The organism is Bartonella sp. OD88NMGDW, assembly GCF_042193775.1.
Taxonomy (GTDB): Bacteria; Pseudomonadota; Alphaproteobacteria; order Rhizobiales; family Rhizobiaceae; genus Bartonella; species Bartonella grahamii.
Window position 1 is genome coordinate 114,767 of record NZ_JBHIMA010000002.1, and the last position, 14,463, is coordinate 129,229.

Annotated in this window: 9 protein-coding genes; 3 read left to right on the forward strand and 6 right to left on the reverse strand. The window is 37.1% G+C overall.

The genetic code is table 11. The features are described 5' to 3' along the window. Positions 1–489: 489 nt before the first annotated feature. From lepA to dnaK, 5 genes are all read right to left on the reverse strand, one after another. Positions 490–2,295 carry a translation elongation factor 4 gene (lepA, locus tag ACFIJR_RS02145; RefSeq protein ID WP_375625555.1) on the reverse strand — a complete coding sequence of 602 codons (1,806 nt, stop codon included), beginning with the start codon at positions 2,293–2,295 and terminating at the stop codon, positions 490–492. 1,259 nt (positions 2,296–3,554) lie between these two features. Continuing rightward, positions 3,555–4,469, reverse strand: coding sequence for a DMT family transporter (locus tag ACFIJR_RS02150; protein WP_375625468.1), 915 nt, complete (start codon positions 4,467–4,469; stop codon positions 3,555–3,557). 32 nt (positions 4,470–4,501) lie between these two features. Further along, a complete protein-coding gene (argB, locus tag ACFIJR_RS02155) occupies positions 4,502–5,407 on the reverse strand; it encodes an acetylglutamate kinase (RefSeq protein WP_375653409.1) in 906 nt (301 codons plus the stop codon). An 839-nt stretch (positions 5,408–6,246) separates the two neighbouring features. After that, positions 6,247–7,389, reverse strand: coding sequence for a molecular chaperone DnaJ (gene dnaJ, locus ACFIJR_RS02160; RefSeq protein ID WP_375653523.1), 1,143 nt, complete (start codon positions 7,387–7,389; stop codon positions 6,247–6,249). A 157-nt stretch (positions 7,390–7,546) separates the two neighbouring features. Beyond that, positions 7,547–9,439 (reverse strand): molecular chaperone DnaK, encoded by a 1,893-nt coding sequence (gene dnaK, locus ACFIJR_RS02165; RefSeq protein ID WP_273722421.1) that lies wholly within the window; start codon positions 9,437–9,439, stop codon positions 7,547–7,549. A 965-nt stretch (positions 9,440–10,404) separates the two neighbouring features. On the opposite strand from dnaK, the gene ACFIJR_RS02170 reads away from it, so the two are divergent. Continuing rightward, on the forward strand, positions 10,405–10,959 hold the full coding sequence (locus ACFIJR_RS02170; RefSeq protein ID WP_375625470.1) for a copper chaperone PCu(A)C: 555 nt from the start codon (positions 10,405–10,407) through the stop codon (positions 10,957–10,959). Positions 10,960–11,067: 108 nt separating this feature from the next. Here the strand turns inward: ACFIJR_RS02170 and lysM are convergent, their stop codons facing one another. Continuing rightward, a complete protein-coding gene (gene lysM, locus ACFIJR_RS02175) occupies positions 11,068–11,523 on the reverse strand; it encodes a peptidoglycan-binding protein LysM (protein WP_375625471.1) in 456 nt (151 codons plus the stop codon). A gap of 386 nt (positions 11,524–11,909) precedes the next feature. On the opposite strand from lysM, the gene ACFIJR_RS02180 reads away from it, so the two are divergent. Beyond that, positions 11,910–12,632, forward strand: coding sequence for a response regulator transcription factor (locus tag ACFIJR_RS02180; RefSeq protein ID WP_005774392.1), 723 nt, complete (start codon positions 11,910–11,912; stop codon positions 12,630–12,632). Positions 12,633–12,671: 39 nt separating this feature from the next. Continuing rightward, positions 12,672–14,456: a stimulus-sensing domain-containing protein gene (locus tag ACFIJR_RS02185; RefSeq protein WP_375627983.1), complete on the forward strand. Its 1,785-nt coding sequence runs from the start codon at positions 12,672–12,674 to the stop codon at positions 14,454–14,456. The last annotated feature ends 7 nt before the right edge of the window (positions 14,457–14,463 follow it).

Below are 14,463 nucleotides of genomic sequence, written 5' to 3' on the forward strand. Positions count from 1 at the left end.
TTCATAGTGAATCAATCACTATCATTTCCTTGCACGTTACAAACGCAGTTAGTGTGTGGGTAAGAAACACTTTAAGTAAAGAGTAAAAATATCTTTAATGAATTCTCTTAAGTGATAAGGATTGCCATAATATTTTGAGCTGAAAAAGAGTATTATAGGTGCGCTTTGCACCTTTATGACGCGTAAAGACGCTGATGCCAAAGGGATTTTATATTATTCACTGTGTATTTTACTTTATATTTTTCACAGCCCCCATTGCGAAATGAAGTTGATACATTGAGTGATGATTCACTAAAACAAGCGCGCCAATATGCAACATAAATGTATTTCGTTTAAAGTATTCTTTTTTACGTGAGAAGCATGACACCATTACGCAATACACAAAAATATGAAGCACAGCGCAATTTTATTTAAAAGTGTTCTTTAAGCATCTGAACCAATCGACAAAAGCAAAAGCACAATCAATGAGAGACAATACTCCTTTTTTCATTATTTGTTCATTTTGAGCGCTTGAATAAATGCCGATTGTGGAATTTCTACTTTTCCAAATTGGCGCATCCGCTTTTTGCCTTCTTTTTGCTTTTCCAAAAGTTTGCGCTTACGCGTGACATCACCCCCGTAACATTTCGCTGTTACATCTTTACGCAAAGCACGAATTGTTTCACGCGCTATAACTTTACCACCAATAGCCGCTTGAACTGGAATCTGAAACATATGCTGGGGAATAAGATCTTTCAGTTTTTCACACATGGAACGCCCGCGCTTTTCTGCAATCGTGCGGTGCACAAGCATAGACAATGCATCTATAGACTCTCCATTTACCAAAATAGACATTTTAACTAAATCCCCCTCCGCATAATCGGTCATCTGATAATCAAAAGAAGCATAACCCTTTGAGATCGACTTTAGCCGATCATAAAAATCAAAAACAACTTCATTCAGTGGTAAATCATACGTTATCATAGCACGGGTTCCAACATAGGACAAACCAACCTGTACCCCCCGCCGCTCTTGGCATAGTTCTAAAATTGACCCAAGATAATTATCAGGAGTCATGATTGTCGCCCGAATCCATGGTTCTTCAATGGAAGAAATTTTAACCACATCAGGCATATCCGCTGGATTGTGCAACTCTTTAACAGAACCATCATTCATATTCATGCGATAAACAACCGAAGGTGCTGTCGCGATTAAATCCAAATTAAACTCACGCTCTAATCGCTCTTGAATAATTTCAAGATGAAGAAGTCCCAAAAAGCCACAGCGAAAACCAAATCCCAAAGCCGCAGATGTTTCCATTTCAAAAGAAAAACTCGCATCATTTAAGCGTAATTTGCCCATGGCTGCACGCAAATCATCAAAATCGGCAGCATCTATTGGAAAAAGACCACAAAATACAACTGGTTGCGCAGGCTTAAAACCAGGTAAAGCATTTTCACAAGGACGGCGCTCTTCAGTAATCGTATCCCCAACCCGTGTATCTGCTACCTCTTTGATAGAGGCAGTGATAAAACCAATCTCGCCTGGTCCTAACTCATCAACCTGTACCATTTTAGGTGTAAACACCCCAACGCGCTCAACTGGATATTTTGCTCCTGTACCCATCATACGAATGGTTTGGCCTTTTTTTAAAATACCATCTATCACCCGTACCAAAACAATGACACCAAGATATGCATCATACCAGCTATCAACCAACATTGCTTTCAAGGGATTTGCAACATCGCCTGTATGGGGAGGTGGTAATTGTGCAACAATTGCCTCCAAAACATCAGGAACACCCAAACCTGTTTTTGCTGATATTTCTACTGCTTGAGATGTATCAATGCCTATCACATCTTCAATTTGTTCTTTAACACGCTCAGGTTCTGCTGCTGGAAGATCAACTTTATTGAGTACAACAACCAATTCATGCGAATTATCAATCGCTTGATAAACATTTGCTAACGTCTGTGCCTCTACACCTTGGCTTGCATCTACCACCAACAGAGAACCTTCACAAGCTGCCAATGAACGCGAAACCTCATAAGCAAAATCCACATGACCAGGTGTATCCATAAGATTTAAAATATAGGTTTCACCATTCTTTGCCTTATAGTGTAAACGTACCGTTTGTGCTTTAATAGTAATTCCACGTTCACGCTCAATATCCATGGAATCGAGTACTTGTTCTTTCATCTCACGTGTATCAAGTCCACCTGTTATTTGGATCAAACGATCAGCTAAAGTGGATTTGCCGTGATCAATATGCGCCACGATGGAAAAATTACGAATATAATTACGATCTATTGTCATATAAGGCGATTTAGCAAAGAATAATACAAAACGCAAAGACCAATTATGCTCCGGCTTCTATCAAAAGAATATAAACCTAAAAAGCTTCTCAAAACACAACTTTTCATAACCTAAAAAATAAGGCTTTTATTTGCTAAATTAAATCCAACGGTGCTAAAATGATATTTTCACATCTTATTTTATGACTCATATGCTGGATAAACCGATACCATCACACATTTTGCCAGCCTCCAATGTTGCAACAATCCTTTACACTTGAAAAAGTTTATAAGAGATATGCCTTTCTTGTACAGTTTTTACCCACATGGACTACCTGCTTGTAACGTGTCAGCAAGTAGATTTGGATTGATTTAATATGAAAACGATTTGAAGTGAGAAAATTTTACGGTATTCAGGGTTCTAATTCAATGTGAATAATTCTATATTATAATTATAAATCAATGTGTTATAATATTTATATGATGGGCGTGTATATCACTTAAGCTTGCAATAAAATTCGCAAGAAATGCTTTTTTATTTATACGCAATAACCTGCTTTTTTTAGCAATCTTATATAAAATAACATGAATATCGCGAGCCTTTCTCATTTTAAATCTTTTCATAGTGAATCAATCAAATTTTGTGCTTCCCCATTATAAAACAGGGCTAGTATATGGATAAAAACGTTTAAGAAATGAGTAAACATGCCTCTCTCTCTTTCAAATGCCAAAGGCTGTCATAATATTGAGAACTGACAAAGAAAATGCTAGTGCCTTTTATTTAAGTAAAACGATGATGCTCTGTAGTTTTTCTATACTTCACGCGGACCGTCAATGAATATGATGTATATTAAGAAAATTGTCTTTTTAAAAAACGCGTTAATATACAACATTATGGGAGGCTGCTTTAGGCGTTCTATTTTACGTGAGAAGCATAACTCGATTAAAGGACAAAAGAAATAAAGTGCGACAGTGCGTAATTTTCATTATTCAAAAACATTACCATGGATGTTTTTGAAAATTGTAAAGCTAAATTTAAACATGATCGTAAAGATGAAAGCTGTTTTTTGTCTTTACCACTTCATGCTTTGACTCAATGAACGTTGACTTCCCGTTTCAGAGGTTAAGCAAACAGATAAATATTATTGCTCCAATTTTCTATACAAAAGCTGGAATAGCTTATAAAGCCTCCTTTATCTTCATATTAAAAAAAGCCTCAAAAATGAAAACTTTGCAAGCAAAAATCTCATGTAATAAAATCATAATAGAAAAGGTGCATAGCTAATCATTTTTTTCAATTGCTTTATTTTTTTTACGCCATTGTGAAGGTTGTAATTCAGCCACAATGATCCCAATCAGAATAAGCAAACCGCCCAATAAAGCTAAGGGAGATAAATGTTCTCCAGCCAAACGCCCAACAATACCAGCCCATACCGGTTCACCTGCGTAAATGAGTGTCGCACGTGTAGGGGAAATGGACTTTTGTGCCCAATTCATAGCTAATTGAATGATGGCACTCATTAATGCCAATCCTATACCAATATTAAACCATACCCACGAAAATTCAGGGATGCTTTCACCCATCAAAGGCATACAAGCAAATGAAAAAAAACCACTAAAAAATAACTGAATAATGGTCACACGCCGACTATCAACCTTATTGGCAAAAATTCCGATGAGTATGACTTCTCCAGCAATCGCTAAAGCACCTAACAAAGTCAAAATTTCGCCTTTTGAAAAATCAAAATTTCCCGGCTTTTGTCCTGAAATAAGTACAAGCCCGATAAAAGCGAAAACAATACCAACCCAACAAGCAAAACGGGGAGGTTTTTTAAAAACAATCCATTGCAAGATTGGAACCATAGGTACATAAAGCGCTGTAATAAAAGCCGACTGACTACTAATAATCGTTTGAAGTCCAGCTGCTTGAAAAGCATAACCTAAAAACATGGCTAAACCAATCGCCATCCCAGCGAAAACTTCATAAACCGTTATACCTTTTATAGAGCGCCAAAAAATTGCTCCACATATAAGAGATGCAACAATAAAACGAAATCCAACAAAAAACAGGGGACCACTATAGCGTACCGCGATATGAATGACTAAAAATGTAATACCCCACAATATTGTTGCAACAAATATTGCTAATTCTGGCTTACTTAATAAAGGATATTTAAGCTGTTTTATATTTGTCATGAAAGGCTTTCTCCTCCAATTTTCCGCACAATTTATGAAACAATAAGCGTTCCAACTCCCTGTTCGGTAAACAGTTCTAGTAAAACAGAATGAGGAGTTTTACCATTTAAAATGACAACACCTTCCACACCATTTTGAAGGGCTTTTATACAAGTCTCTACTTTTGGAATCATGCCTCCTGAAATTGTCCCATTTTTGATAAGTTTCTCTGCTTCAGAAACTGTCAATTCTTTTAAAAGTTGGCCCTGTTTATCCAAAACACCAGGAACATCAGTGAGAAATAAAAGGCGTTTAGCTTCTAATGCACCAGCAATAGCTCCAGCAAAAATATCAGCATTAATATTATAGGTTTTTCCATCGCGTCCTGGAGCCACAGGAGCAAGAACTGGTATCATTTCAGAACATGCTAAAAGATCCAGCAATGTGCGATCAACTTCAATAGGCTCACCAACAAATCCCAAATCTAAAACACGTTCAATATTCGAATCAGGATCAATGACAGTTTTATAAGCCTTTTCGGCAAAAACCATATTGCCGTCCTTGCCACATAATCCTATTGCCCATTCACCCTCTGCATTGATGAGAGCGACAATTTCTTTGTTTATGGAACCGGCCAAAACCATTTCAACGACTTCAACGATCCGCTCGTCGGTTACCCGTAAACCGTTTTCAAATCGTGATTCAATCCCCATTTTCATCAAAATTTCAGCAATTTGAGGTCCTCCACCATGAACAACAACAGGGTTAATCCCCGATTGCTTTAATAGAGCAATATCACGCGCAAATGCTCGCCCCAAGGCAGGATCACCCATAGCATGACCGCCATATTTTATCACAACCGTTTCATTTTCGTATTTTTGCATATATGGTAAAGCAGACGATAGAAATGCTGCTTGTTTTTCTAAAACATCTACAGCACCGTTTTTAGCATCATCCATTAATAGAGCCTCCTCATCACTTTTTACCATCTCTTAGTGGAATTTAGGAAAAGTAATAACGAAATGAAACAAGAAAACAACTTCCTCAAAAAATTGACAGCGAAAAATTAAACAAAACAGGCGTACAAAACGTCATTATTTTATGATTTTATGTATAAAATTGAAAAGCAAAGTTCTGAAAAAATTTTAAGCTATGCCGTACATTCGACTCGTTAGTTTACGCTTATGGATACTTAACAATGAATAAGAATATATACAACCATTGATTTTGTAAGATAAAAACAAAATTTTCTTATAATAATAAAATTAACAGATCACCAAGATAAGAAATAGGTTGACTTAGCACTGTAACCTTATCCAAGCAATTTTTAAGACTATCAAAAATGCCAAAAATAAAATTGGTTATGAGGAGTTGATATTTTATTTGAAAAAAATGGATTGTCTAACAGCTTATTTAGCTACTTTTTGGTAGGCTACTACCTATTTGACAGTTTTAGCATAGGGCTTTTAAAAAGGCATTTTGAGTAAAACAATAAATACAAAAAATGCCGAATGCATAAAGGCAGTTATCATGACACTGGAAATTAGTCACTCAATTGCGTTCTTCTTGTATGGATAAGTCCTTTTTAAAATATCATAGATACTCAAAAATAAGACTTATCCATAAAACTCGTGAAATGTAAAAAACTATCAGCGGCAGGCACTTACCCTAAATTAATCGTTTCTCTCTTTTCTTTTCAAGAAAAAAATGCTTTTCACAGATGATAAGACTATAGAAAGCTTAATTAAAATAACCTTCCAAAAGTTTTTTCTAATCTATTCTGAGAACATTCACATATTTAACCAGAAATATTTTCAAAAAATTCTTTCATACGTGAAAAAAAGCCATGTGATTGCGGTGAATTCTCATGATTTGAAAGTTTTTCAAATTTTTGCAATAGTTCACGTTGTTCTTGCGTTAATTTTTGTGGTGTCTCAATCGTGATATGGATGTAAAGGTCACCCCTTGCTTGCTGCCGACGCAACATGGGCATACCCTTACCCTTAAGGCGGAATTGACGTCCATTTTGTGTCCCTTCTGGGATTTTAACACGCGCTTTAACACCATCAAGATCGGAAACTTCAAACTCTCCTCCTAAAGCAGCTGTTACCATTGAAATGGGAACGCGACAGTGAAGATCTGCTCCTTCTCGCTGAAAAAATTCATGCGGTTTAACGGAAAGAAAAATATAAAGATCACCATTGGGGCCACCACGAATACCAGCATCACCCTCACCAGAAAGGCGAATACGCGTTCCATCTTCAATACCAGCGGGAACATTCACGCTCAATGAACGTTTTTTCTCTATGCGTCGTGTCCCCTGACATTTTGGGCATGGATCTGTAATAGTTTCACCACGTCCATGACATGAAGGACATGTTCGCTCAATAGAAAAGAAACCTTGTGCAGCACGCACACGACCAGATCCATGACATGTTCCACAAACTTGCGGCTTAGAGCCCTTTCTCGCTCCTGATCCTTCACAAACATCGCACGTAACGGAACTGGGAATAGTAATTTCTGCAGTTTTTCCTGAAAATACCTCTTCTAAGGTTATTTCCATATTATAACTCAGATCTGCACCACGTTCGCGACCATCACCACGCTTACGGTGCGCACCTCCCATAATTTCGCCAAAAAAATCTTCAAAAATATCAGCAAAGCCACCACCAGCAGCAAAACCTCCAAAGGGATTTGCTCCTCCTTGACTACCGCTATTTTGAAAAGCCGCATGACCAAATCGATCATAAGCAGCACGCTTTTGGGGATCTTTAAGGACTTCATAGGCTTCGCCAATTTCTTTGAATTTTCGCTCTGCCTCTTTATCCCCGGCGTTGCGATCAGGATGATATTGCATTGCCAACTTACGAAAAGCAGATTTCAACTTTTTATCATCACATTCACGAGTCACGCCAAGAATTTCATAATAGTCAACCTTCATCATGTATTCCTGATAATTTCTCTGTCATCCATCTTTATGGATAAGATTGCTTTTAATTTATATTTTTAGCAACAAAGTTGCAACTCACTCAAATAATAAAGCCCAGCCTTATATTTCAAAGGCCGGGTTTATAAATTAATCAACACATATGCTGACACTATTTCTTCTTATCATTAACTTCTTCAAAATCAGCATCAACAACATCGTCATTCTTTGCTTCTGTTTCAGTGTCAGCGCTCGCTGCTTGTGAAGCTTCATACATAGCCTGTCCAAGCTTCATACTGACTTCAGCTAATTTTTGCATCTTTGTTGTTACTTCTTCAGTATCACTGCCTTCAAGCGCAGATTTCAAATCAGATATTGCTGTTTCAATCTGTCCTTTTTCTTCAGCTGATACTTTATCGCCATATTCATTGAGTGACTTTTCAGTTGAATGAATAAGAGCTTCGGCTTGATTTCTAGCTTCAACACCTTCACGGCGCTTTTTATCCTCAGCTGCATGCTCTTCCGCATCCTGTACCATTTTTTCAATATCAGCATCACTTAAACCACCTGATGCCTGAATACGAATTTGATGCTCTTTACCAGTTCCCTTATCTTTGGCCGAAACATTAACAATACCATTCGCATCAATATCAAAAGTAACTTCAATTTGAGGTATACCGCGTGGTGCTGGAGGAATCCCAACAAGATCAAATTGAGCCAATAACTTATTATCGCTCGCCATTTCCCGTTCACCTTGGAAAACACGAATAGTCACAGCACTCTGGTTATCATCAGCTGTTGAAAAAACTTGCGATTTTTTCGTTGGGATAGTGGTATTGCGCTCAATGAGACGTGTAAAAACACCACCCAAGGTTTCGATCCCCAAGGATAAAGGTGTTACATCTAGAAGCAACACGTCTTTGACATCGCCTTGCAATACACCCCCTTGAATGGCAGCACCCATTGCAACAACTTCATCAGGATTAACGCCTTTGTGTGGATCCTTACCAAAGAAGCTTTGCACGACTTGCTGAATCTTGGGCATACGTGTCATACCACCCACTAAAACAACTTCGTCAATCTCACCGGCCTTTAATCCAGCATCTTTTAACGCAGCTTTACAAGGCTCGATGGTGCGCTGCACTAAATCGTCAACCAGAGATTCAAATTTTGCCCGAGTCAATTTCATTGTTAAGTGCTTGGGACCTGATTGATCTGCCGTGATAAATGGTAAATTGATTTCTGTTTGCTGTGACGAAGAAAGCTCAATTTTTGCTTTTTCTGCCGCTTCTTTTAAGCGCTGTAAAGCGAGCTTATCATTTTTCAGATCAATTCCTTGCTCTTTTTTGAATTCATCTGCAAAATAACCAACCAAACGCATGTCAAAGTCTTCACCCCCTAAAAACGTATCTCCATTGGTTGATTTAACTTCAAAAACGCCATCTCCAATTTCAAGTACTGAAATATCAAATGTACCACCACCAAGGTCGTAAACAGCAATTGTTTTTCCGTCTTTTTTATCCAAACCGTAAGCTAAAGCAGCAGCAGTTGGCTCATTAATAATCCGTAAAACTTCAAGTCCAGCAATTTTACCCGCATCTTTAGTCGCTTGACGTTGCGCATCATTAAAATAAGCAGGAACAGTAATAACCGCTTGTTCAACTTTTTCACCCAGATAAGATTCAGCTGTTTCCTTCATCTTTTGCAAAATCATAGCTGAAATTTGCGATGGAGAATATTTCTTACCCGCTTCTTCAACCCATGCATCACCATTGTCACCTTTAACAATTTTATAAGGCACAAGTGCTTTATCTTTTTCAACCATAGGATCATCAAAACGACGCCCTATCAAACGTTTAACTGCAAAAACTGTCCCTTCAGGATTTGTTACCGCCTGCCGTTTAGCAGGCTGTCCAACAAGCCGCTCTCCCCCATCAGTAAAGGCAACAACGGAAGGTGTTGTTCGTGCTCCTTCTGAGTTCTCGATAACCTTTGCGTTTTTGCCATCCATAACAGCCACACAAGAGTTCGTTGTCCCCAAATCAATACCAATTACTTTTGCCATATTATAATCTCCATTCAGCAAGCTACCTCAACCTTCATAAAGCATCTTTTTAAGACAGCTCCTCATAACACTCAAAGCCCATATATTGCTTTAAGCAACATAAAATAATTAAATTGCAAGTCGCAATAAGCCTTGCTGCCTCGTATATAAGAACAGGCTTTTATTGCTACAAGAGAATAATGAGAGAAACATCTCCAAAATAAAAAATTTATTTTAAAATAGGCGCTCTAATGACCCATAAATACCATATTTATGAGAGACTTGAGATCATAATATATTTTTCTTGCAATTTTCAATAAATATATCTTTCTATAAAAATTAAAAAACAAAAGAATGATTACACTCTCGCTCTTAATTTTCTCATCATTAACAAAAGATACTCACGTAAAAGCTTTTTAAAAGGCGAATAATTTATATCACGAATATTATAAATTTTCCTTGGACTAAAATAGTCATCATATCTAATGCTCATATCAGTAGAGATATTATTTATCGATCTCCTTTCAAAAATTCTCCTTTTAACGGTCTCATTGTTTACTGCTATTTGAAAGATGTGCTTTAAACCCACCTAAAGCGTTTTTTCTTAACTGTATAATTTTGAATTTTGAAAATATATAAAAATGTCTCTGTATAAACGCTTTAAGATACCAAGAGCTGTCGTAATATTAAAAATTGGTAAAGTGGTTGATGATTGTTCTGTGTTATATCTTTATTAAGTAAAATAGTAGTGCATCATAGATTTTATACCATTTACAAACACTATTATGAGATGAACACGGAAGCGTTAAGAGGTGTGTTGTCATTGTAAACCTTATTATCTTCCTTTAAAATCAAAGAATTCTATGATTTTTATTCTCATATTCAAATCAATTTCATTTTAGCATTTCTTTCTTTTATTTTAAATAAAAGCTCTGCTAAAATAAAAAGTTATTCAAAGTGTGAACCTTATGAAGGAGGGTAAATCAATGATGACATCTATTATTAAGAAAATAACAAATCTTATCTTTAAGAATATAATAAATACACAATATCCATACAAAAAGGTTATCATAAATATCGTGTGTGCTCTTCTCTTTGCTGGTATAACCCTGCCTGCAGGTGCTCAGCAATATCAACTTGGCGACATAGAAATTCTCAATCCTTGGACACGCGAAACACCTAGAGGTATAAGAGTTGGTAGCGGTTATCTCTACATTATTAATCACAGTAATACCCCAGACCGTTTGGTTTCTATTTCCACAAACGGAGTAAAAAAAACAGAGATACACTCTATGGCTGTCGTTAATGATATTATGAAAATGGAAAAAATGCACAATGGCATTGAAATTCCGGGAAATGGCGAAATTACGCTTAAGCCTGGCGGCGATCATATTATGTTTATGGGGCTTTCACAACCATTCAAGTTAGGTGATAAAATTAGCGCAAAATTGACATTTGAGAAAGCAGGAACGATTGATGTTGATTTCTCTGTAAACGCTATGAAAACACCATCACCTTCTAAATCCTCTCCTGGTCACTAAATTCCTTTTTTATAATACACACTTTTAAAATAAAGAAGCGTGAAACTTTTGCACGCTTCTTTATTTTTTGTTTAATGCCATCAGTAAAAAATTATCCCCTTTGATGAATTAACTATAGTCAATTTCAGGAATACGTAAAACTTGTCCAGGATAAATTTTATCGGGAGATTTTAGCATTGGCTTATTGGCTTCAAAAATAAAAGTGTTTTTATTACCTTGCCCTTTTCCATAAACCTCTTCAGCAATTTTCCAAAGATTATCACCAGATTTAACCTCATAAAAGCGAGAAGGTTTTCTAGGCGTTGTATCTATAACCTTTAATTGATCAACATCTACAGAAGAGATACCTTGTGAATTGCCAACAACTAGCAGTGCTTTTTCAAGTGTTTCCCTGTCTGGAACTTCACCGCTTAAAATAGCTTTACCGTCTTCAACTTGAATATTTACTTTTTCTGTACCGAGTTGAAAATGATCAAATGCCGTCTTAAAATCTTTTTCTTTTGGTTCATGGTCCCCAATACCTAACTTTTCCCCTACAGTTTTAATAAAATTAAAAAATCCCATTACAACCTCCTTCCGTGTAGCAGAAACAAATTTTTGTGCATATATTGCCACATTCTTTTCTTTGCTCTTAAAACACATAGGCAGATTTTCTAAACTTCAACAATCAAAACTATACCTGTTCAATTATGAGACAAATACAATAATAAACTTTGTAATAAACCTTGATAAAAAAAGCCTTTATGAAAATTTTCTCTCAAACGAAGGGATCTTAATAGACGTAGAAACATTATGAATTATGAAAGCAAAACAAGATTTTACAGTAATGACAAAAGGTTTTTTACTTTGCTACAATTTGTATCATATTTGTTTTGCAAAAAAAATATGAACTCCCATATAAATAAGTGTGGGTAATTTGCTACCACAGCAATAGAAAGGTCTAAGAAACCATGAAAGATACACCAACAATCACACAAACGATTGTACTTGTTGATGATGATCGCAATATTTTGACATCTTTATCTTTTGCGCTTGAGACAGAAGGATATCGGGTTGAAAGCTATACAGATGGAGCATCTGCACTCAAGGGTCTCACACTTCACCCTCCACACTTAGCTATTTTTGATATTAAAATGCCCCGAATGGATGGGATGGAACTCTTGCGTCGTTTACGTCAAAAATCTGATCTTCCAGTTATTTTTCTTACCTCTAAAGATGATGAAATTGATGAATTATTTGGTCTCAAAATGGGAGCTGATGATTTTATTACTAAACCTTTCTCCCAACGTCTTCTCATTGAACGCGTGAAAGCTATTTTGCGCCGTTCTAATGCACGTAACCAACCACTTTCTACAGGAACTTCTTCCACCTCTTCTCTCAAACGTGGAGATCTTGTGATGGATCAAGAACGCCATACCTGTACATGGAAAGATAAACCTGTTATTTTAACCGTTACGGAGTTTTTGATTCTGCAAACCTTAGCACAAAGACCAGGAGTTGTAAAAAGTCGTGATGCTTTAATGGATGCTGCCTATAGTGATCAAGTCTACGTAGATGATCGCACCATTGATAGTCACATTAAACGTCTGCGTAAAAAGTTTAAACAAGTGGATGATGATTTTGCAATGATTGAAACACTTTATGGTGTAGGTTATCGTTTCCACGAGGTATAAAACTACTTTGTCGCAAAAATTTGAACGGCAATCAAATCGATGACAGACAATTCTCAACTGGAAACTTTACAAAAAACAACCGTTAATGGTACATCCTCAACGCCATTTCTTATGTTTGCCCGTTTGCATCTTCGTACACAACGTCTCTTTAGACAATTGCTTTTTTCCAGCCTCACACGTCGCATTGTTATATTAAACATTGCTGCCCTTGCCATTTTAGTTACAGGCATTTTATACCTTAACCAATTTCGCGATGGTTTAATTGAAGCAAAAATTAAAAGTTTATGTACCCAAGGAAAAATTATTGCTGGGGCTATTGCTGCTTCTGCAACAGTAGATACAAATTCTATCCTCATTGATCCCCAAAAACTCTTAGAGTTACAAACTGGTGAAAGCGTTACACCCGCCCCTCAATCAACCGATTCTTGGGATTTCCCTATTAACCCTGAGCAAGTTGCCCCTCTTTTACGACGTCTCATCACACCTAAAACGACAAGAGCACGTATCTATGATCGTGATGCTACTCTCCTTCTTGATTCGCGCGTTCTTTATTCTAGTGGAGAAGTTTTCAGTTATGATTTACCCCCACTCAAAACAGAACAAAGCATGTGGGATCGCCTTACTTCATGGTATTCAAGCACATTTTATGGCAAAGGTATTGCTCTTGACAGAGAACAAACAAAAACCAGTGGTATTGCTTATCCAGAAGTGTACCGCGCATTAAACGGATCTCTTGCTACGGCTAAAAGACGCAACAGACAAGGTCAATTAATTGTTTCTGTTGCCGTTCCTGTTCAACGCTATCGCGCAGTGGTTGGAGCTCTTCTTCTTTCAACCACTGGTTCTGATATTGATAACATTGTAAAAGGTGAAAGGCTGGTTATCTTTAAAGTTTTTGCCGTTGTAGGCAGCGTACTTTTGGTCCTTTCTCTCTTTTTGGCCCATACGATTGCCCATCCATTAAGTAAATTATCTGCCTCGGCTAATCGAGTGCGTAATGGCAATAATCAGCGTGTAGAAATTCCTGATTTTTCAATGCGTGAAGATGAAATTGGTCACCTTTCAACCTCTATTCGTGATATGACTAATGCCCTTTATATGCGCATTGAAGCCATTGAACGCTTTGCTGCTGATGTAAGCCACGAATTAAAAAATCCTCTCACCTCCCTACGCAGTGCTGTTGAAACGCTCCCTCTGGCTAAAAATGAAGAAGCACAAGAGAAATTGCTTGAAATTATTCAACATGATGTGCGCCGTCTTGATCGGTTGATTACAGATATTTCTGATGCATCGCGGCTCGATGCAGAGCTTGCACGAGAAACCGCAGAGATTGTTGATATGACACCGCTTTTGGAAAGTCTTGTTCATGCTGTTCAGGAAGTGTATCGTAATACGCAAACCATTGATATAAGCCTTAATATTGTCCCGCGTCCTCATGGAAAAGCCTATCTTGTATTGGGACATGAACTCCGTTTAGGGCAAGTGATTTCAAACCTTCTTGAAAATGCACGTTCTTTTATTCCTCGGAATCGTGGCAAAATTTGCATTACTATGAAAAGTCATGCTTCAACCCTTATTTTAACCATTGAAGATAATGGCCCAGGTATTCGTTCAGAAAATATTGAACGCATTTTTGAGCGTTTTTATACAGATCGACCAAACGAAGATGCTTTTGGACAAAACTCTGGTCTTGGCCTTTCTATTAGTCGGCAAATTATCGAGGCTCATAATGGGACAATTACAGCCGAAAATATTATTGATCCTACACTTGGGAAGTGTAAAACTGGTGCACGTTTTATTATTATGCTTCCCCTCGCTAAATAAATCTTTT